The sequence below is a fragment of the Streptomyces sp. CBMA156 genome, from assembly GCF_014596515.1.
Taxonomy (GTDB): domain Bacteria; phylum Actinomycetota; class Actinomycetes; order Streptomycetales; family Streptomycetaceae; genus Kitasatospora.
Window position 1 is genome coordinate 1 of sequence record NZ_MSJQ01000132.1, and the last position, 20,968, is coordinate 20,968.

Consider the following 20,968-nt stretch of genomic DNA (forward strand, 5'->3'; position numbering starts at 1 on the left):
GCACACGGCGGCCGTCCCCGGCAGAACGGCTTCCAGCCGAACGGCCACCCGGCGCCCGCACCGCAGGCCGGGCCGGGCCCCGAGGACACCTCGGTCGACGGCTTCGCGCCGATCCGCGACAACACCCCGCCGCCCGCCGGGATATCCGGCCTGCCGCAGAACGGCGCCCCGCACGGCGCCGACGGCCGTCCGCAGCCGGGCCTGTTCGCCTCGGCCCCGACCGGCACCGACCCGTTCGCCGCCCAGCGCCAGGCCGCCGCCGGCCAGGACGGCCTCGCCGCCCCGGCGGGCCCCGGCGCCCTCTTCCCCGGCGCGCCGGGCGCCGCCCCGCAGCCCGGTGGTCCGCGGCAGACCGGCCGCGACCCGGAGGCCACCGAGTTCACCCCGCTGCCGACCCCGGCCGCCGGCCCCCGGCCCGAGGGGTCCGCGGACGCCGAGGCCGCCGCCTCCCCCGCTCCTGCCCCCGCCAAGGCGAAGGCCGAGCCCGCCGCTCCCGCCAAGGCCAAGAAGGGCGGCGCCGGCAAGAAGCTGGTCAAGCTGGGCGTCTACGGCATCTGCGCGGCGCTGTTCCTCGGCGCCGCCGCGTACGGCACCGGCCTGATGCTCAACCAGTCGGACGTCCCCAAGGGCACCGTGGTGCTCGGCGCCGAGATCGGCGGCAGCAGCCGCGACCAGGCGATCCACCAGCTGGACGAGTCGGTCGGCAAGGCCGGTCAGCAGCCGCTCAAGCTGAAGATCGGCGACCAGTCCGTCGACCTGGACCCGACGGTCGCCGGCCTGAGCTTCGACACCACCGCCACCGTGGACGGCCTGGCCCAGCACAGCTACAGCCCGCTGGACGTCTTCAAGTCGCTCAAGGGCGGCACCAAGACCGTCGCCCCCGAGGTCAAGGTCGACAAGGCCAAGCTGAAGGCCGCCCTCGACACGCTCGCGGCCGGCTCCGGCCAGGGTCTCCAGGAGGGCTACGTCAAGTTCGGCGACAACGGCGAGCCGATCGTCGTCCCCGGCCGGGCCGGCCAGGCGGTGGACTCGGCGAGCGCCCTGGACGTGATCGCGCAGGCCTACCGCGACCGCGCCGACGGCAAGCCCGAGCAGCCGATCGCCCTCGCCGTCACGGCCGCCCAGCCGAAGGTCTCCACCCAGGCCCTCCAGGGCGCCGCCGACACCCTCGGCAAGCAGGTGGCCGTCGGCAAGGTGCACGTCGTGGCCGGCGCCAAGTCCTGGGACTTCGGCCCGAAGACCGCCGCCAAGGTGCTCACCCTCGTCCCGGACGCCTCCGGCAAGATCGCGCCCAAGTGGGACCTCGACGCGCTCTCCGGCCAGCTGGGCAACGTGTTCGACAAGGTGAAGGTCAAGAAGAACGGCCAGGTCGCCGCGATCACCCCGCAGGACGTCGCGGACGGCATCACCTCGGTGCTCGACAAGACCAGCGACAAGGACCGCACCTTCAAGTTCGCGATCTGACCCGATCGCGTCCGGCGCCCTCGCGTCCGACGAACCCGCGCTGCCGAGGGGCGGGCCCGCTTCCCGGGCCCGCCCCTCGGCAGTGCGCTCGACGGTGTCCCCGGCAGCACACTCGGCAACCCCCCTCGACAACGCCCCTCCCGGTCAGCAAGATGTGACGCCACACCATCCGTCACATCCACCCCGGGGAACACGCCGATGCGCCGCCGCCTCCAGCACCACGGGACGGCCCTGCTCGCCGGTCTCACCGCCCTCACCCTCTCCCTCGCGCTCTGCTCCTGCACCTCGGGGCAGGGCTCCGGCGCCCTGGCGTCCGCCCCCGCGTCGCCCAAGCTCACCTCGATCGACATCAACCCCCACGACCGGGCCGAGCTGCGCCAGGGCGGCACCCTGAACCTGGCGATCGCCCAGTTCTCCCGGCAGTGGTCGCCGATCCACACCGACGGCGGCGAGTCCTCGACCATCGCGGTCAGCAAGCCGCTGCTGCCGACCTTCTTCCGCTCGGACGCGGCCGGCACCCAGACCCCCAACCCGGCCTACCTCCAGGAGGCGCACGCCGAGGTCAGGGACGGCCGGCAGGTGGTCACCTGGACCCTCAACCCGAAGGCCCGCTGGTCCGACGGCACCCCGATCACCTGGCGCGACATCGAGGCCAACTGGCGCGCCCTGAACGGGAAGGACCCGGCCTACCGGTCTTCCAGCAGCACCGGCTTCGAGCTGGTCTCCGGGGTCGAGCGCGGCAAGGACGACTTCCAGGCCGTGATGACCTTCGACCGCCCGTTCTCCGAGTGGCAGTCGATGTTCAACAGCGCCGGCAACGCCCCGCTGCTGCCGGCCTCCCGGATCTCCACCCCCGACCTGTTCAACACCGCCTACCTGGACACCATCCCGGTCACCGCGGGCCCCTTCAAGGTCGAGCAGCTGGACCGGGCCGGCCAGAGCGTCACCCTGGTCGCCGACCCCTCCTGGTGGGGCGACAAGCCGGTGCTGGACCGGATCGTCTTCCACGCGATGCTGCCCGACGCGATGCCCGCCGCCTTCGCCGAGGGCCGGCTCGACCTCGTCAACAACGGCCCCGACGTGGCCGGTTACCAGGTCATCAAGAACACCAGGGGCGCCGTGGTGCGCCGGGCAGGCGGCCCGGACTTCCGCCAGTTCACCCTGAACGCCCGCACCCCCGCGCTCGGCGACGCGACCGTGCGCCAGGCCGTCTTCCAGGCGATCAACCGGGACGTGGTGATCCGCGCCGACCTCAGCGGCCTGGACTGGCCCGCCGTCCCGCTCAACAACCACCTGCTGGTCACCAACCAGAACGGCTACCGCGACAACTCCCTGGGCCTGGCCCGCTACGACCCGGCCGAGGCGGCCCGCAAGCTGGACTCGGCCGGCTGGAAGCTGGACGGCGACGTACGGAAGAAGGACGGCCGCGAGCTGAACCTGCGGATGGTCATCCCGGCCGGCGTCACCCCGGCCCAGACCGAGGCCGCCAGCACCACCAGGATGCTCAAGGACGTCGGCATCAAGGTCACCACCGTGACCGCCCCCGCCAACGAGTTCTTCGACAAGTACGTGAACCGCCACGACTTCGACATCGCCGCCTACTCGCTGCTCGGCACCCCCTTCCCGGCCAGCGGCAACCGCGCCAACTTCGTCCAGAGCGGCGGCACCAACCAGACCGGCACGGGCAGCCCCGCGGTGGACGCCGCGCTCGACCGGGCCGCCTCCGCGACCGAGGCGGCCGCCGCCTCCGAGGCGATCAACCAGGCCGACGGCGAGCTGTGGAAGGTGGCCGGCGTCCTGCCGCTCTACCAGCGCCCGCAGCTGTACGGGGCCCGCGCCGACCTCGCCAACATCGGTGCCCAGGGCCTGTCCGACATCGTCTGGGAGAACGTCGGCTTCGTGAAGTAGGGCACCCCGCCGGCCGGGGGCGGGGCTCAGCCGTGCAGTGTCTCGCGCCAGTAGTGGCAGGCGCTGCGGCGGCCCGCCAGCTCCGCTCCGTACTCGCTCGTCACCGGCACCAGCGGCGGGAGTTCGGCCCGGCAGCGGTCCTGCGCCCGGTCGCAGCGGGGGTTGAAGGCGCAGCCCTCCGGGATGCGCAGCAGGCTCGGCGGCAGGCCCTTGATGGCGTGCAGGTTCTGGCCCTTCTGGTCCAGCCGGGGGATCGAGTCCAGCAGGCCCCTGGTGTACGGGTGAGCGGGCCGGGCGTACAGCTCGCGCACCGGGGCGGTCTCGACGATCCGGCCCGCGTACATCACCGCGATCTTGTCCGCGACGTCCGCCACCACGCCCAGGTCGTGGGTGATCAGGATCAGGCCCATGTTGAACTCGGCCTGCAACTCGGCCAGCAGGTCCATCACCTGCGCCTGGACGGTGACGTCCAGAGCGGTGGTGGGCTCGTCCGCGATGATCAGGTCGGGCTCCAGGGCCAGCGCCATCGCGATCATGATGCGCTGGCGCATGCCCCCGGAGAACTGGTGCGGGAAGTCGCCGACGCGCTGCCGGGCGGCCGGGATGCGCACCCGCTCCATCAGCTCGACGGCCTTCTCCTTCGCCTCCTTGCGCGAGGCCCCTCGGTGCGCCCGGAACATCTCCCCGAGCTGGTAGCCCACGCTGAGCACAGGGTTCAGCGCCGACAGCGCGTCCTGGAAGATCATCGCGATGTGCCGGCCCCGCACCGAGCGCCTGGCGTTGGCGCTCATGGTCAGCAGGTCCTCGCCGCGGTACAGGATCCGCCCCGAGGTGATCCGACCCGGCGGGATGTCCAGGATGCCCATCACCGCCTGCGCCGTCACCGACTTGCCGGAGCCCGACTCCCCCAGCACCGCCAGGGTCTCCCCTGCCGCGACCGAGTAGCTCACCCCGTTGACGGCCCTGGCGACGCCGTCCCGGGTGTGGAACTCCACGTGCAGGTCGTCGACCTCCAGCAGCGGCGTCCCGGGCTCCAGGCTCTCCCGACCGCCGCCGATCACCTCCACCGCGTCCATGTGAGCAGCCCTCCTCAGCGCAGCGGCGTCCACCGATGGGCGCAGAGCAACTATCAAGGAACGGACCGCACTTGGCGAGCCTGCGGCAGATCTCTTTTCCGTCACGGAACAGGGCGCGCCCTCACCTGCGAGGACGCGCCCTGGTAGTAAGCCGCTCAGTCGGAGCCCTGCTCGCCGTCGCGCTCCGCAGCGCCGTGCCCGATGTCGCGCTCCGCCGCGAAGTGACACGCCGAGTCGTGCCGCGCCGCCCCGCCCAGCCAGGACGGCGGAGCCAGCAGCGGGACCTCCTCGGCGCACCGCTGCTGCGCCTTCCAGCAGCGGGTGCGGAAGCGGCAGCCGGACGGCGGGTTGGCCGGCGAGGGCACGTCGCCGGTGAGCACGATCCGGTCCCGGGTCTCCCGCGCCGTCGGATCCGGCACCGGCACCGCGGAGAGCAGCGCCTGGGTGTACGGGTGCGTCGCGTGGTCGTAGATCTCCGCGTCGCTGCCGATCTCGACCATCTTGCCCAGGTACATCACGCCGACCCGGTCCGAGATGTGCCGGACGATCGAGAGGTCGTGCGCGATGAACATGTACGACAGGTTGAACTCGCCCTGGAGCTGCTCCAGCAGGTTGATCACCTGCGCCTGGACGGACACGTCCAGCGCGGACACCGGCTCGTCGCAGATGATGATCTCGGGCTTGAGCGCCAGCCCCCGGGCGATCCCGATGCGCTGGCGCTGGCCGCCCGAGAACTGGTGCGGGTACCGGTTGATGTACTCGGGGTTGAGCCCGACCACGTCCAGCAGGTCCTGGACGGCCTTGCGGCGGTCGCCCTTGGGCGCCACCTCGGGGTGGATCTCGAACGGCTCGCCGATGATGTCGCCGACCGTCATGCGCGGGTTGAGCGAGGTGTACGGGTCCTGGAACACCATCTGGATGTTCCGTCGGACGGCCTTCAGGGCCGCTCCGGAGAGCCTGGAGATCTCCTCCCCCTTGTAGCGGACGGACCCTTCGGTGGCGGGCTCCAGGTTCATCAGCACCTTGGCCAGCGTGGACTTCCCGCAGCCGGACTCGCCGACGACGCCGAGCGTCTCGCCCTGCATCAGGTCGAAGCTGACGCCGTCGACCGCCTTGACCGCACCGACCTGCCGCTTGAGGAGGACGCCCTTGGTCAGCGGGAAGTGCTTGACCAGGTCCCGGACTTCGAGGATCGGTTCGCCGCGCCGCACCGGCTGTTCGAAGACGACCTCCTCCGGCAGCGCCGCGCCCAGTGCGCTGGCCCCGTTAACGGTCATGGAGGGTCTCCTTCCAGAAGAAGCAGGCGCTGCCGCGCCCCTCCAGTGGCGTCCCGTCCTCCTCGGTGACCGGGAACAGCTCCGGCACCTCGGTCCGGCAGACGTCCTGGGCCCGTGGGCAGCGCGGGTTGAAGGCGCAACCCCTGGGGATGCGCAGCAGGTTGGGCGGCAGGCCCTTGATCGCGTAGAGCTCCTGGCCCTTCTGGTCCAGCCGGGGGATCGAGTCCAGCAGGCCCCTGGTGTACGGGTGAGCGGGCCGGGCGTACAGCTCGTGCACCGGGGCGGTCTCGACGATCCGGCCCGCGTACATCACCGCGATCTTGTCCGCGACGTCCGCCACCACGCCCAGGTCGTGGGTGATCAGGATCAGGCCCATGTTGTACTCGGCCTGGAGCTCGGCCAGCAGGTCCATCACCTGGGCCTGCACCGTCACGTCCAGGGCCGTGGTGGGCTCGTCCGCGATGATCAGGTCCGGCTCCAGGGCCAGCGCCATCGCGATCATGATGCGCTGGCGCATGCCCCCGGAGAACTGGTGCGGATAGTCGTTCACCCGCTCCCGGGCCGCCGGGATGCGCACCCGCTCCATCAGCTCGACGGCCTTCTCCTTCGCCTCCTTGCGCGAGACCCCACGGTGCGCCCGGAACATCTCCCCGAGCTGGTAGCCCACGCTGAGCACCGGGTTCAGCGCCGACAGCGCGTCCTGGAAGATCATCGCGATCTTCTGACCGCGGATCCGCCGCCGCTCGTCCTTGCCCATCGTGAGCATGTCCTGGCCCCGGAAGCGGATCTCGCCCCGTGGGATCCGGGCCGGCGGCATGTCCAGGATGCCCATGATCGCCTGCGCCGTGACCGACTTGCCGGAGCCGGACTCGCCCAGCACCGCCAGCGTCTCCCCGGCACTGACGCTGTAGTTGACGCCGTTCACGGCCCTGGCGACGCCGTCCCTGGTGACGAACTCGACGTGCAGGTCCCGGACGTCGAGCAGCGGGCCCTGGAACGGCGCCTCCCGCCGGCTCCCGGTGGTGTCCACCGCTGTACTCACGATGCGCTCCCCTCGCTCAGCGAAGCTTCGGATCGAGGGCGTCGCGCACCGCGTCGCCCAGCATGATGAAGGCCAGCACGGTGATCGAGAGCGCCACGGCCGGGAAGAACAGCACGTACGGCGCGGTCCTGATCACCTTCTGGGCGGAGGAGATGTCGATGCCCCAGGAGATGGTCGGGTCCTGGAGACCGATGCCGAGGAAGCTCAGCGTCGCCTCGGTGGCGATGTAGCCGCCGAGCGCGATCGTCGCCACCACGATCACCGGGGCGATCGCGTTCGGCAGGATGTGCCGGAACATCAGCCTCCCGGTCCCGGCGCCGAGCGCCCGGCCGGCCACCACGTAGTCGGACTGCTTCACGGTCAGCACCGCCCCGCGCATCACGCGGGCGATCTGGGTCCAGCCGAGCACGCCCAGCGCGATGACCACGCTCCACACCGTGCGGGTGGCGAACGCGTTCAGCAGCACCAGCGCGCCGAGCAGCAGCGGGATGCCGAAGAAGATGTCGGTGATCCGGGAGATCACCGCGTCGATCCAGCCGCCGAAGTAGCCGGCGACCATCCCGGTCAGCCCGCCGACCACGGTGACGGCGGCGGTCACGAAGATGCCGACGGTGATCGAGGCCCGGGCCCCGTACACCACCCGGGCGAAGATGGACCGGCCCTGGGCGTCGTAGCCGAACCAGCCGGTCCCGAAGATGTCGCCCCAGTCCGGCCGCCTGAGGTAGTCGTTCACCAGGTCGGCCTTGCGCGGGTCCGCGTCGGTGAACGCCCAGGGGAAGACCGCCATCACCACCAGCAGCAGGATCAGCACCGCCGAGATCAGGAAGATCGGCCGCCGGCGCAGGTCCCGCCAGGCGTCGCCCCACAGACTGCGGGCCTCCTCGCGCTTCTCCGCGTCGCGCTCGACCAGAGTCTCCTGCTCGACCGCCATGCCCTGCTCCCCCGCGTAGTCGAGGCGTGAGACGCCCGGCTTGGGATGCGGCTCGTACGAGTCCTCGTCGTGGATGTCAGGCATAGCGGATCCTCGGGTCCAGGACCGCGTAGAGCAGGTCGACGAGCAGGCTGGCGACCAGGTAGACGATCACCAGGACGGTCACGATGCCGACCACGGTCGGGCCCTCCTTCTGGTTGATCGCCCGGTACAGGACGTTGCCGATGCCCTGCACGTTGAAGATGCCCTCGGTGACGATCGCCCCGCCCATCAGCGCGCCGAGGTCGGTGCCGAGGAAGGTCACCACCGGGATCAGCGAGTTGCGCAGCAGGTGGCGGGAGATGATGGTCCGCCGGGGCAGGCCCTTGGCGACCGCGGTGCGCATGTAGTCGGCCCGCAGGTTCTCGCCGATCGACGTCCGGGTGAGCCGGGCGACGTACGCGAGCGAGAGCGAGCCCAGGACGACCGCCGGCAGCACCAGCTGGGTGAGGTCGTAGCTGTCCTGCACCGTCGGGGTGACCCAGCCCAGGTTGGTGGCGAACACCGTCTGCGCGATGTAGGCGAGCACGAAGACCGGGATCGAGATCACCACCAGGGTCAGGATGAGCACCGCGGTGTCCGCGACGCTGCCGCGCCGCAGGCCGGAGACGAGGCCGAGGGCGAGGCCGACGACCAGCTCGAAGACGAAGGCCAGCAGGGCCAGCCGGATGGTGACCGGGAAGGCGTCCGCCATGATGTCGGAGACCGGCCGGCCGGTGAAGCTGGTGCCGAAGTCCCCCTGGAAGAGGTTCCCCATGTAGTGCAGGTACTGCTTCCAGAGCGGCTGGTCCAGGTAGTACGTGTGCTTGATGCTGGCCACCACGGCCGGGTCGGCGGCCTTCTCGCCGAACAGTGCCGACACCGGGTCCCCCGGCAGCGTGTAGACCATCAGGAAGATCAGCAGCGTGGTGCCGAAGAACACCGGGATCATCTGTAGCACCCGTCGCAGCACGTAACTGCCCATCCGAGCCTCCTTCCTAGGTGTCCTGGATTGCCCGGCCGACCGGTGCGGTCGTCCGAGAGACCGCGCCCCGCCCTCCGTGCGGGGAGGGCGGGGCCGGCGCGCCGGATCGGGGGCCGGGCCAGGGGCTCAGCCCTTGACCTCGACCTGGGTCCAGGCCGGGTTCCCGAAGGAGTCGAACTTCACGTTCTGCACCTTGGAGGAGTAGCCCGAGTTGGTGCGGTAGTACCAGAGCGGGATGGCGGGCATCCCGCTCGGCAGCACCGCCTCGGCCTGCTGGTAGCCGGTGACCGTGTCGGCGACGCTGGCCGCCTCGTCGGCCTTGGTGGCGGCCTCGTCGAACTGCGGGCTGCTGTAGCCGAAGTCGTTGGACGCGGCGCCGGTGCGGTACACGTCGGCCAGGAAGTTGGCGTTCAGCGGGTAGTCCTGCACCCAGCCGGTGCGGAAGGCGCCGTTGAGCGTGTGCCCGGTGATCGCCGCCCGCGCGGTCTTGAAGTCGGGCTTCGGGTCACCCAGGCAGTCGACGCCGGTGTTCTGCCGGATCGAGTTGCAGACCGCGTCGACCCACTCCTTGTGGCCGCCGTCCGCGTTGTAGGTGATCAGCAGCTTGTTGCCGGGAGCGCCGCCGCCCTCCTGGATCAGCTGCTTGGCCTTGGCCGGGTCGAACGTGCAGAACTCGCCGCAGGTGCCGTTCTTGTAGCCCTGGACGCCCTCCGCCACCCAGGCGGTGGCGGGCTTGCGGGAGCCCTGGAGCACGGTCTTGGTGATGGTGTCGCGGTCGATCGCCATCGACAGGCCCTGGCGCACCTTGGCCTTGTCCGGCGAGGACCAGTCGGCCTGGTAGAGGGTGAAGCCGATGTTCTGGATGGCGCCCTGCGGCTCGTCCACCGCGCGGTCGCCGAGGTCGTTCTTGTAGGTGGCCAGCGCGGACGGCGGCACCTGGTCCATCACGTCCAGGTTGTTGGACTGGAGGTCGGCGTAGGCGGCCTCGGACGTGGTGTACATCTTGAAGACGATGCCGCCGTTCTTCGGCTTGTCCACGCCCTGGTAGTCCGGGAAGGCCTTGGTGGCCACCTGGCTGTTGTGCGACCAGCTGACGAACTGGTACGGACCGTTGCCCACCGGCTTCTGGCCGTAGCCCGCCGGGTCCTTGAAGAAGCCCTCGGGCAGCGGCGAGAAGGCGATGTAGCCGAGCTTGTACTCGAAGTACGAGACCTTGTGGTCCAGCTTGACGGTGAAGTGCAGGTCGTCGGTGACGGTCAGCCCGGACATCTTGTCCGTGGTCGGCGAGCCGGTGGCCGGGTGGATGTCCTGGTAGCCCTCGATGTCGGAGAACCAGGAGCTGTTGATCTGGTTGTTGGCGGGGTTGGCGCCCCAGTTCCAGGCGTCGACGAAGCTCTTGGCGTTCACCGGGGTGCCGTCGTGGAACTTCCAGCCGTCCTTCAGCGTGACGTCGAAGGTCTGCGAGTCGCTGGTGTCGATCTTGTCGGCGACCTGCATCCGGATCTTGGCGTCGCTCGGGTCGTAGTCGACCAGTCCCTTGAAGAGGTTCTGGAGGATGCGACCACCGCCGACCTCGTTCGCGTTGGCCGGCTGCAGCGGGTTCTGCGGCTCGTTGCTCTGGTAGCTGAAGGTCTTGCTGGCGTCCGACGAGCCGCTGCCTCCTCCGCTGTCGTTGTTGCTGCACCCGGTGGCCACCAGGGCCACGGACGTCGCAGCGGCGAGGACCCAACGAGCACGGGCGGCTACGGGCATGGAGGTTCCTCCTCATGGGGTGTGTGTCGCATCACACCCCATGAGAAGCGCGGCCCGGCGACGGCGCGCGTCAGGTGCACCCGGACGGGTGCCGTGACCCCGTCACGGAGTTGACGCGGCGCCGGATCGAAGCGGCCGCCGGACCGCCCCGGCGCGGGGCCGGACGCGGGAAGGGCCCGCGGCGCGAACGCCACGGGCCCTTCCTGGGTGTACGGGGGATCAGGCCGCGGCCTGCTCCCTGACCTCGGCGAAGTGGCAGGCCGACTCGTGCGCGGCCGGGCCCTCCAGCAGCGAGGGGACCGCGAGCAGCGGGACCTCCTCGGCGCACCGCTCCTCCGCCTTCCAGCAGCGGGTGCGGAAGCGGCAGCCGGACGGCGGGTTGGCCGGCGAGGGGATGTCCCCGCTGAGGATGATCCGCTCGCGGGACTCGCGCGCCGCCGGGTCCGGCACCGGCACCGCGGAGAGCAGCGCCTGGGTGTACGGGTGGGTGGCGTTCTCGTAGATCTCCTCGTCCGAGCCGATCTCGACCATCTTGCCCAGGTACATCACGCCGACGCGGTCGGAGATGTGCCGGACGATGGAGAGGTCGTGCGCGATGAACATGTAGGAGAGGCCGAACTCGCCCTGGAGCTGCTCCAGCAGGTTGATCACCTGCGCCTGGACGGACACGTCCAGCGCGGACACCGGCTCGTCGCAGATGATGATCTCGGGCTTGAGCGCGAGACCGCGGGCGATGCCGATGCGCTGGCGCTGGCCGCCGGAGAACTGGTGCGGGTACCGGTTGATGTACTCCGGGTTCAGACCCACGACGTCCAGCAGGTCCTGGACGGCCTTGCGGCGGTCGCCCTTGGGCGCCACCTCGGGGTGGATCTCGAACGGCTCGCCGATGATGTCGCCGACCGTCATGCGCGGGTTGAGCGAGGTGTACGGGTCCTGGAACACCATCTGGATGTTCCGTCGGACGGCCTTCAGGGCCGCCCCCTGGAGCGTGGAGATGTCCTCGCCCTTGAAGAGCACCTGGCCGGAGGTGGCCCGCTCCAGGTTCATCAGCACCTTGGCCAGCGTGGACTTGCCACAGCCGGACTCGCCGACGATCCCGAGCGTCTCGCCCTTCTTGAGCTCGAAGGAGATGCCGTCGACCGCCTTGACCGCGCCGACCTGCTTCTTCAACAGGATGCCCTGGGTCAGCGGGTAGTGCTTGACCAGGTCCTTGACCTCCAGGATGTTCTCAGCCATGGAGGGTCTCCTTCCAGAGGTGGCACGCGCTGCGGCGGCCGGTGAGCTCCTTGCCGTCCTTGTCCGTCACGTGGTGCAGCGCCGGGGTCTCCGTGCGGCACAGGTCGGTGGCGACGTCGCAGCGGGGGTTGAACGCGCACCCGGTGGGAACCTTGAGCAGGTTCGGGGGCAGGCCCTTGATCGCGTAGAGCTCCTGGCCCTTCTGGTCCAGGCGCGGGATGGAGCGGAGCAGGCCCTTGGTGTACGGGTGCGCGGGGTTCGCGTACAGGTCGTGCACCGGGGCGGTCTCCACGATCCGGCCCGCGTACATCACGGCGATCTTGTCCGCGACGTCGGCGACCACGCCGAGGTCGTGGGTGATCAGGATCAGGCCCATGTTGTACTCGGCCTGGAGCTCGGCCAGCAGGTCCATCACCTGGGCCTGGACGGTGACGTCCAGGGCGGTGGTGGGCTCGTCCGCGATGATCAGGTCGGGCTCCAGGGACAGCGCCATCGCGATCATGATGCGCTGGCGCATGCCGCCGGAGAACTGGTGCGGGTAGTCGTTCACCCGCTCCCGGGCGGCGGGGATGCGCACCCGGTCCATCAGCTCGATGGCCTTCTCCTTCGCCTCCTTCCTGGAGGCGCCCTGGTGCACCCGGAACATCTCGCCGAGCTGGTAGCCGACGCTGAGCACCGGGTTCAGCGCGGAGAGCGCGTCCTGGAAGATCATCGCGATCTTCCGGCCGCGGACCCGCCGCCGCTCCTCGTTGCTCATCTTGAGCATGTCCTGGCCGCGGAACAGGATCTCGCCCTGGGTCACCTTGCCCGGGGGCATGTCCAGGATGCCCATGATGGTCTGCGCCGTCACGGACTTGCCGGAGCCGGACTCGCCGAGCACGGCGAGGGTCTCGCCGGCCGCGACGGAGTAGTTCACGCCGTTCACGGCCTTGGCCACGCCGTCCCGGGTGTGGAACTCCACGTGGAGGTCCTTCACCTCCAGGAGAGGAGTGCCAACTTCGAGACGGTCGTTCTTCTGGTCGTTCTCGATCACGGTGGTCATCGGGGTCGTCACCTCTTCTCTCAGCGGAGCTTCGGGTCGAGGGCGTCGCGCACCGCGTCGCCGAGCATGATGAACGCCAGCACGGTAAGGCTCAGCATTCCGGCGGGGAAGAACAGGGCGAACGGCGCCGTACGGATCACCTTCTGGGCCGAGTTGATGTCGATGCCCCAGGAGATGGTCGGGTCCTGGAGACCGATGCCGAGGAAGCTCAGCGTCGCCTCGGTGGCGATGTAGCCGCCGAGCGCGATGGTGGCGACGACGATCACCGGGGCGATCGCGTTCGGCAGGATGTGCTTGAACATGATCCGGCCGGTGCCGGCGCCGAGCGCCTTGGCCGCCGTCACGAAGTCGGCCTGCTTGACCGTGATCACCGAGCCGCGCATGACACGGGTCATCTGGGTCCAGCCCAGGGCGACCAGCGCGAAGACCACGCTCCAGACGGTGCGCGTGGTGAACGCGTTGAGGACCACCAGCGAGCCGAGCAGCAGCGGGATGCCGAAGAAGATGTCGGTGACGCGGGAGATGATCGTGTCGACCCAGCCCCCGAAGTAACCGGCCACCATGCCGGCGAGGCCGCCGAGGATGGTGACACCCAGGGTCACGCAGATGCCGACCACGACCGAGGCGCGGGCGCCGTAGACGACGCGGGCGTAGATGCTGCGGCCCTGGAGGTCGTAGCCGAACCAGTCCGCCTGGAAGAAGTGGCTGTAGTTCGGCTTCGTCAGGTAGTGGTTGCGCAGGTCGCCGGCCCGCGGGTCCACCGAGGTGAACAGGCCGGGGGCGATGGCGATGACGATCAGCAGCAGGATCAGCAGCGCGGAGATCACGAAGATCGGCCTGCGCCGCAGGTCGTGCCAGGCGTCCGAGCCGAGGCTGCGGGCCTTCTCCTGCTTCGGCGCCGGGGCGTCCGCGGCGCGCTGGGCCGGGACGTCCCCGGCGGTCTTCTTCTCGGTCAGGTCAGGCATACCGGATCCTCGGGTCCAGGACCGCGTAAAGCAGGTCGACGATCAGGCCGGCGGCCAGGTAGACGATCACCAGGAAGGCCACGAAGCCGGAGACCGTCGCGCCCTCCTTCATGTTGATCGCTTGGTAGAGCGCGTGGCCCACGCCCTGGACGTTGAAGATGCCTTCGGTGACGATCGCACCGCCCATCAGGGCGCCGAGGTCGGTACCGAGGAAGGTGACCACCGGGATCATCGAGTTGCGGAGCAGGTGGGTGCCGATCACCTTGCGCCGCGGCAGGCCCTTGGCCACCGCGGTGCGGACGTAGTCGGCCTTGATGTTCTCGGCTATGGAAGTACGGGTGAGGCGCGCGACGTAGGCCAGCGAGAGCGAACCGAGCACGAAGGCCGGCAGCACCAACTGGGTGATGTCGTTGCTGTCCTGGACGGTCGGGGTGACCCACTTCAGGTTCTGCCCGAAGACCGTCTGGAAGATGAAGCCGAGCACCGGGACCGGGATCGAGATCAGCAGCAGGGTGAGCACCAGGGTGCCCTTGTCGAACATCTTGCCGCGGCGCAGACCGGAGTACAGGCCGATGCCGATGCCCAGCACGATCTCGATGGTGAACGCGAACAGCGCCAGCCGGACCGTGACCGGCAACGCTTCGGTGATCTTGTCGATGACCGGGCGCTGGTCCAGACCGGTGCCGAAGTCACCGGTGAGCAGCTTCCCCATGTAGTCGAAGTACTGCTGGATCAGCGGCTTGTCGAAGCCCTGCTGGTGCTTCAGAGCGGCGAGCTGCACCGGGTCCGGTGCCTTGTCGCCCCACAGTGCTGCCACCGGGTCTCCAGGCAGCAAGTGCACCATGAAAAAGATGAGTGCGGTCGTTCCGAGGAACACCGGGATCATCTGGAGCAGTCGCCTTGCGACAAAGCGCCCCATCGTGCCTCCATGTATGGCCCTGCCGAGCCCGTCAACTCGGCAAGAGATAAGTCGGCGTGCCAACGGCCGGTGCCAGTCCTCGCCCTTGTGGGGATGGACGGGCACCGGCCGTTGTCACCGGGTCAGGCGGTGCCGACCGATTACTTCTTCTTCTTGACCTCGACGTCGGTGTAGACCGGGTCGCCGAAGGAGTTGAACTTCACGTTCTGGACGTTCTTGGAGTAGCCGGAGCTGGTCTTGTAGTACCAGAGCGGGATGGCCGGCATGTCCTTGGCCAGAACGGCCTCCGCCTGCTGGTAGAGCTCGGCGGTCTTCTCGACCGAGGTGGCGGCGTCAGCCTGCTTCGACAGGGCGTCGAACTCGGGGCTGGAGTAGCCACCGTCGTTGGCCGCGGCACCGGTGCCGTAGACGTCGCGCAGGAAGTTGGCGTTCAGCGGGTAGTCCTGCACCCAGCCGGTCCGCATCATGCTCTGGACCTGCTTGTTCGTGATGATGTCACGCGAGGTCTTGAAGTCCGGCTTCGGGTCACCGAGGCACTCGACGCCGGTGTTCTGGCGGATCGAGTTGCAGACCGCGTCCACCCACTCCTTGTGGCCGCCGTCGGAGTTGTACAGGATGCCGATCTTGCCACCGGGGACGCCGCCGCCCTCGGTGATCAGCTGCTTGGCCTTCTCCGGGTTGAACTTGCAGGCGTCGCCGCAGGTGCCGGCCTTGTAGCCCATGACGCCGGGCGCCACGAACGAGTCGGCGGGCAGGCGGTTGCCGTTCAGCACGGTCTTGGTGATGGTCTCGCGGTCGATCGCCATCGAGAGGCCCTGACGGACCTTCTCCTTGCCCGGGGTGTTCCAGTCACCCTGGTACAGCGCGAAGCCGATGTTCTGGATGGCGCCCTGCGCCTGGTCGACCGCGCGCTTGCCCAGGTCGTCCTTGTACTTCGGCAGGTCGGTCGGGTCGACCTGGTCCAGCACGTCCAGCGTGTCGGACATCAGGTCCTTGTACGCGGCCTCACCGGCGGTGTAGTTCCGGAAGACGACGCCGCCGTTCTTCGGCTTGTCGATGCCCGTGTACTTGTCGAAGGAGGCCAGCGTGATGGCCTTGTTGTGCTCCCACGACACGAACTTGTACGGGCCGTTGCCGACCGGCTTCTGGCCGTAGCCCGCCGGGTCGGCGAAGAAGCCCTCCGGCAGCGGGAAGAAGGCCGAGTAGCCGAGCTTGTACGTGAAGTACGAGACCGGGCTGGTCAGTTCGATGGTGAAGTGAGTGTCGTCGACGACCTTCAGGCCGGACATCTCGGTGGCGGTCGGGTCGCCCTTGTCCTTGTCCGGGTGGACGGCGTCGTAGCCGACGATGTCCGAGAACCAGTCCGAGTTGATCTGGTTGTTCTTCGGGTTCGCCGACCAGTTCCAGGAGCTCACGAAGGACTTGGCGGTGACCGGGGTGCCGTCGTGGAACGTCCAGCCGGACTTGAGCGTCACGGTGTAGTTCTTGGCGTCGGTGGTCTCGATCTTGTCGGCCACCTGGTTGCGCAGGGCACCGGTCGCGGGGTCGTAGTCGACGAGGCCCTTGAAGAGCTGCTTGACGATACGGCCGCCCTGGTTCTCCATGGCGTTGGCCGGCTGGAGCGGGCGCTGCGGCTCCGCGCTCTGGTAGCTGAAGCTGGCCCCGGGGTCGACCGCGGCGCTGTCGGAGCTACCCCCAGAGGAGTCGCTGCTGCTGCACGAAGTCGCAGCGAGGGCGACAGCAACAGCTGCGACAACCCACTTGGCCTGGCTCGCACCGCGCATCGGTGTGCCTCCTGAATTCGACGTTGCAACGAGGAGGGCATCGCGGAACGGTTCTCACCTGGTCCGCTATGCCGTCCGCGCTCGTGGTTTCGGCGCGCACCCCTGCGCGTTCACCCTTGACCCGAGCCTGACTGCACCCACTATCCGTCACGCACGGACACGAAAGTGACCAGTGACGATCTCAATTAGGTCACATGAACAGTCGGTAAGTTTCGAAAACCGGACATTTGAGACATAGCCAGACAGGCACCAAACGGACAGTCGTCACGGATGACGAACTGCCGCGTCCGCTCAGCGGACGCCTCGGCGTGATGAGCGCTATTCCGTTAATAGCGGCCCCGGCAACTTGGAGTAGTTGAAAAAGTTCGCCCCCCTCTCCATGGGAAAGGGGGGCGAATCATTCCGGCCAAAGGCCGTTCAGCGCGTCCGGATCACGCCTTCTTGGCGCGCGAGGCAGTGCGTCCGCGGTCCTTCTGGTCAAGGACGACCTTACGGATGCGAACCGTCTCCGGGGTCACCTCGATGCACTCGTCCTCGCGGCAGAACTCCAGCGACTGCTCCAGCGAGAGCTTGCGCGGCGGGACGATCGACTCGGCCACGTCGGCGTTCGCGGACCGCATGTTGGTGAGCTTCTTCTCCTTGGTGATGTTCACGTCCATGTCGTCGGCGCGCGAGTTCTCACCGACGATCATGCCCTCGTACACCTCGGTGCCCGGCTCGCAGAAGAGCACGCCGCGCTCCTGGAGGTTGGTCATCGCGAAGGCGGTGACCACGCCGGCCCGGTCGGCGACCAGCGAACCGTTGTTGCGGGTGGTCAGGTTGCCGAACCACGGCTCGTGGCCCTCGTGGATCGAGTGGGCGATGCCGGTGCCGCGGGTGTTGGTGAGGAACTCGGTACGGAAGCCGATCAGGCCGCGGGACGGCACGACGAACTCCATCCGGACCCAGCCCGAGCCGTGGTTGGACATGTTGTCCATCCGGCCCTTGCGGATGCCCATGAGCTGGGTGACGGCACCCATGTGCTCCTCCGGCACGTCCACGGTGAGGCGCTCGACCGGCTCGTGGGTCTTGCCGTTGACCTGCTTGGTGACCACCTGCGGCTTGCCGACGGTCAGCTCGAAGCCTTCCCGGCGCATGGTCTCGATCAGGATGGCCAGCGCCAGCTCACCGCGGCCCTGCACCTCCCAGGCGTCCGGACGCTCGGTGTCCAGCACGCGCAGCGAGACGTTACCGATCAGCTCGCGGTCCAGGCGGTCCTTCACCTGGCGGGCGGTGACCTTGCGGTCCACCTTGCCGGCGGCCTTGGCGTCCGCGCCCTTGCCGCTGCCGCCACGGCCGACCAGCGGGGAGGTGTTGGTGCCGATGGTCATCGAGATGGCCGGCTCGTCCACCGTGATCAGCGGCAGCGCGACCGGGTTCTCCGGGTCGGCGAGGGTCTCGCCGATCATGATCTCGCCGATGCCGGCGACGGCGCAGATGTCACCGGGGCCCGCCACCTCGGCCGGCTTGCGGGTGAGCGCCTCGGTCATCAGCAGCTCGGAGATGCGGACGTTGGAGGTCGTGCCGTCGCGCTTGATCCAGGCCACGGTCTGGCCCTTGCGCAGCTCGCCCTGCTCGACGCGCAGCAGCGCGATGCGGCCGAGGAAGTTGTCGGCGTCGAGGTTGGTGACGTGGGCCTGGAGCGGCGCGTCCTCCTCGTACGTCGGGGCCGGGACGTGCTCCAGCAGCGTGGAGAAGAACGGCTCCAGGCTGGTGCTGTCCGCGGGGACGGTGCCGTTCTCCGGCTTGGTCAGCGAGGCGACGCCGTCACGGGCACAGGCGTAGACGATCGGGAACTCGATCTGGTCCTCGTCCGCGTCCAGGTCCAGGAACAGGTCGTAGGTCTCGTTGATGACCTCGTCGATCCGGGAGTCCGGACGGTCGGTCTTGTTGATGCAGAGGATGACGGGCAGCCGCGCGGTGAGCGCCTTGCGGAGCACGAAGCGGGTCTGCGGCAGCGGGCCTTCGGAGGCGTCGACCAGCAGGACGACCGCGTCCACCATCGACAGACCGCGCTCGACCTCGCCACCGAAGTCGGCGTGGCCCGGGGTGTCGATGATGTTGATGGTGATCGGTGCGCCACCATCCTTGGGGTGGTACTTGACCGCGGTGTTCTTCGCGAGAATGGTGATGCCCTTCTCGCGCTCCAGGTCGTTCGAGTCCATCATGCGGTCGTCGAGGTGCTGGTGGGCGGCGAAGGCGCCGGCCTGCTTCAGCATGGCGTCGACCAGCGTGGTCTTGCCGTGGTCGACGTGGGCGACGATGGCGACGTTACGGATGTCGTTGCGCGTGGGCATGCCTTGCTGATTCTCCCGGAATCGTGGGTTGCGGCGCCCGGCTGCGTGACGCGCACTTGCGATCCCTGTCGATCGCCGCCGCCCGTTCCGCCTGCTACTACCGGTCCACCCGCCGGGCACATGGCCATGCCTCGGCTTCCTCCTATCGTACGGGGAAGCGCCGAGGTGGGCAGAAACGAGCAGGTCGGGCGGGATCAAGATCACAGGTGGGTCATGCTCCCTTCACCTGGCGGCCAGACTCCGACACTCTTCCGTTCGTGATCCGACAACTCCGGGCCTCGCTGCCCTGGCTCCAGCCACAGTCGGAGCCGGAGCCCGCGGAGGCGGCCCGCTAGCGGCTCCAGCCCACGTCCTGGAAGCGCGGCCACCCGAAGCCGTACGTGCCCGCGCCGACCACCCCGGTCCTGACGCCGGCCAGCTCCGGCCGCTGGTAGAGCGGCACCGAGTGCCCGAGCTGCCAGATCCGCAGGTCCGCCTCCTGGAGGAGGTCCAGCCGGGCCGCCGGGTCCAGCTCGGCGGCGGCCCGGTCGAACAGCCGGTCGATCTCCTCGGTGCCGCTGCGGCCGAAGTTGCTGCCCGGGTCGAGTGCGCCGTCGGCGTCCGGACGGGGCTTGGCGTACGCGGGGCGCTGCTCGCTCGCCGGGCTGGGGCCGACCGGCCAGGAGAAGAGCGCGAGGTCGTAGTCCCCGGCCGCCAGGTGCTCCCCGAGGAAGGACTCGACGGGCGCGGCCACCGGCCGCACCACGATCCCGGACTCGGCGAGGACGGCGGTGAGCGTGTCCGCGGTGCGCTGGGCGGTCGCCGAACCGGCCGGGACGAGCAGGGAGAGGGCGAGCGGCCGGCCGCCCTTCGTCCGGGGGCCCCCGCCGGCGGCCCGCATCCAGCCCGCCTCGTCCAGCAGCCGGCCCGGGTCCGCGGAACCGGCCGCGGCGCTGTCGTCCCGGTAGCCCTCCTGGTCACCCGCGAGCAGGTGGCTGCCCAGCGGCTCGGCGGGCAGGCCGAGCGGAGCGAGCGCCGCGTCGGCGATCCGCCGCCGGTCCACGGCCTTGGTGAGGGCGCGGCGCACCACCGGGTCGGTCAGCGGGTCGCGGGCGGCGTTGAGGGTGAGCTGGGTGAGCGAGGCCGCGGCGGCCCGGTGCACGGTGACGCCGGGCAGCGACTCGGCCCGGCGCAGGGCGAGCGCCGCCGCCTCGGGCGCGGCCGCGGGCGGCGGCGCCGGGGAGGCGGAAGGGGAAACGGAAGGGGAGGCGGCAGGGGACGTGGAGGCGGAGGGGGAGGCGACCGGCACCGCCCGGTCCACCGCCGCGGTGAGCGGGGCGACGTCCAGCCGGTCCTGGTCCAGCGCGTCCAGCCGCTGCCCGGGCGGGACGGCGAGGAAGTCGATCCGGTCGGCCTTCGGCGGATCGCCCCACCAGAGCGGGTTGCGCACCACGGTGACCTGCCCGCCCTCGGCGTCGTACCGGGAGAGGGTGTACGGCCCCGCGCCCGGCCGGCCCCCGCCGGTCAGCGCCCGCTCGAAGGCGGCCGGGGTGGCCGTCTCGGCGGCCGGGTAGAGCGGCCCGAACAGCGAGCGCCACTCGGCGTACGGCCGCCGGAAGGTCACCCGCACCTCGTGCGGGTCCGCGCCCTGGGTGATCGAGTCGATGGCGTCGTACCCGGCCGGCCGGGCGCCCCGGTAGGCCGGGTCCAGGCCGGACAGCGCGGCCCGCTGCGCGTCGAGGTCGGCGGCCGAGAGCGGGGTGCCGTCGCTCCAGACGGCGCGCGGGTTGAGCCGGTACGTCACCACCTGCGGCTGCTGCCCCGGCGGGGTGGACTCGGCACCGGCCAGGTAGTCCGGGTCGGGGACCGGCCGGCCGTGCCCGTCGGGCCGGAACAGCGAGGGGTAGAGCGCGTGGGCGAGCAGTGCCGAGTCGGCGCTCGCCACGCCCTGGTAGACGTTCAGCGTGGCCGGGACGCCGTCCACGGCCCAGCGCAGCGTGCCGCCGTCGCGGACGGCGGTGCGGTCGGCGGGCCGGACGTCCCCGGTGGTGGCGGTGGGCTCGGCCGGGACGGGCGCGGGGGCCGGGGTACGGGCGGGGCCCCGGTCGGCGGAGCAGCCGGCGGGGCCGGCGGCGAGCAGCAGCGCGGCGGCTGCGGCGGTGAGCTGGCGGACGCGCATGGCGGCCATCGAACGCCGCCCCCGGCGCCCGGCCCGCGCCGACACGGCGGGCGGCCGGGCGACAGCACCCGTCCG

Annotated in this window: 15 protein-coding genes; 2 read left to right on the plus strand and 13 right to left on the minus strand. The window is 70.0% G+C overall.

The annotated features are described in order from the left end of the window. Window positions 1-1,464 (plus strand): peptidoglycan binding domain-containing protein (locus BU198_RS10895; RefSeq protein ID WP_188296635.1); only part of this gene is annotated, 1,464 nt, incomplete at its 5' end. A 198-nt stretch (window positions 1,465-1,662) separates the two neighbouring features. Then, entirely contained in the window at window positions 1,663-3,372 is a 1,710-nt protein-coding gene (locus tag BU198_RS10900) for an ABC transporter family substrate-binding protein (protein WP_188296636.1), read from the plus strand. A gap of 26 nt (window positions 3,373-3,398) precedes the next feature. Here the strand turns inward: BU198_RS10900 and BU198_RS10905 are convergent, their stop codons facing one another. From BU198_RS10905 to BU198_RS10965, 13 genes are all read right to left on the minus strand, one after another. Continuing rightward, a complete protein-coding gene (locus tag BU198_RS10905) occupies window positions 3,399-4,448 on the minus strand; it encodes an ABC transporter ATP-binding protein (RefSeq protein ID WP_188296637.1) in 1,050 nt (349 codons plus the stop codon). A 155-nt stretch (window positions 4,449-4,603) separates the two neighbouring features. Then, window positions 4,604-5,725, minus strand: a complete 1,122-nt coding sequence (locus BU198_RS10910) for an ABC transporter ATP-binding protein (protein ID WP_188296638.1) — start codon at window positions 5,723-5,725, stop codon at window positions 4,604-4,606. Beyond that, window positions 5,715-6,767 carry an ABC transporter ATP-binding protein gene (locus BU198_RS10915; protein WP_188296639.1) on the minus strand — a complete coding sequence of 351 codons (1,053 nt, stop codon included), beginning with the start codon at window positions 6,765-6,767 and terminating at the stop codon, window positions 5,715-5,717. The genes BU198_RS10910 and BU198_RS10915 overlap by 11 nt, the downstream gene beginning before the upstream one ends. 16 nt (window positions 6,768-6,783) lie before the next feature. Then, complete coding sequence (locus tag BU198_RS10920; protein ID WP_223244235.1) at window positions 6,784-7,698, minus strand: ABC transporter permease; 915 nt, start codon at window positions 7,696-7,698, stop codon at window positions 6,784-6,786. Window positions 7,699-7,774: 76 nt separating this feature from the next. Continuing rightward, window positions 7,775-8,701, minus strand: a complete 927-nt coding sequence (locus BU198_RS10925; RefSeq protein ID WP_188296641.1) for an ABC transporter permease — start codon at window positions 8,699-8,701, stop codon at window positions 7,775-7,777. Between the two features lie 126 nt (window positions 8,702-8,827). Continuing rightward, a complete protein-coding gene (locus BU198_RS10930; RefSeq protein WP_188296642.1) occupies window positions 8,828-10,453 on the minus strand; it encodes an ABC transporter substrate-binding protein in 1,626 nt (541 codons plus the stop codon). A 219-nt stretch (window positions 10,454-10,672) separates the two neighbouring features. Then, window positions 10,673-11,689, minus strand: a complete 1,017-nt coding sequence (locus tag BU198_RS10935) for an ABC transporter ATP-binding protein (protein WP_188296643.1) — start codon at window positions 11,687-11,689, stop codon at window positions 10,673-10,675. Continuing rightward, window positions 11,682-12,731, minus strand: coding sequence for an ABC transporter ATP-binding protein (locus BU198_RS10940; RefSeq protein WP_188296644.1), 1,050 nt, complete (start codon window positions 12,729-12,731; stop codon window positions 11,682-11,684). Before BU198_RS10940 ends, BU198_RS10935 begins: the two co-directional genes overlap by 8 nt. 20 nt (window positions 12,732-12,751) lie before the next feature. After that, window positions 12,752-13,696, minus strand: coding sequence for an ABC transporter permease (locus tag BU198_RS10945; RefSeq protein ID WP_188296645.1), 945 nt, complete (start codon window positions 13,694-13,696; stop codon window positions 12,752-12,754). After that, a complete protein-coding gene (locus BU198_RS10950; RefSeq protein ID WP_188296646.1) occupies window positions 13,689-14,615 on the minus strand; it encodes an ABC transporter permease in 927 nt (308 codons plus the stop codon). The genes BU198_RS10945 and BU198_RS10950 overlap by 8 nt, the downstream gene beginning before the upstream one ends. 140 nt (window positions 14,616-14,755) lie before the next feature. Then, the gene (locus BU198_RS10955; protein WP_188296647.1) at window positions 14,756-16,399 is read right to left on the minus strand and encodes an ABC transporter substrate-binding protein; all 1,644 of its coding nucleotides are present in this window, start codon (window positions 16,397-16,399) and stop codon (window positions 14,756-14,758) included. 431 nt (window positions 16,400-16,830) lie between these two features. Continuing rightward, window positions 16,831-18,735 carry a translational GTPase TypA gene (gene typA, locus BU198_RS10960; RefSeq protein ID WP_188296648.1) on the minus strand — a complete coding sequence of 635 codons (1,905 nt, stop codon included), beginning with the start codon at window positions 18,733-18,735 and terminating at the stop codon, window positions 16,831-16,833. Window positions 18,736-19,066: 331 nt separating this feature from the next. Beyond that, complete coding sequence (locus tag BU198_RS10965; RefSeq protein ID WP_188296649.1) at window positions 19,067-20,893, minus strand: ABC transporter family substrate-binding protein; 1,827 nt, start codon at window positions 20,891-20,893, stop codon at window positions 19,067-19,069. Window positions 20,894-20,968: the final 75 nt, after the last annotated feature.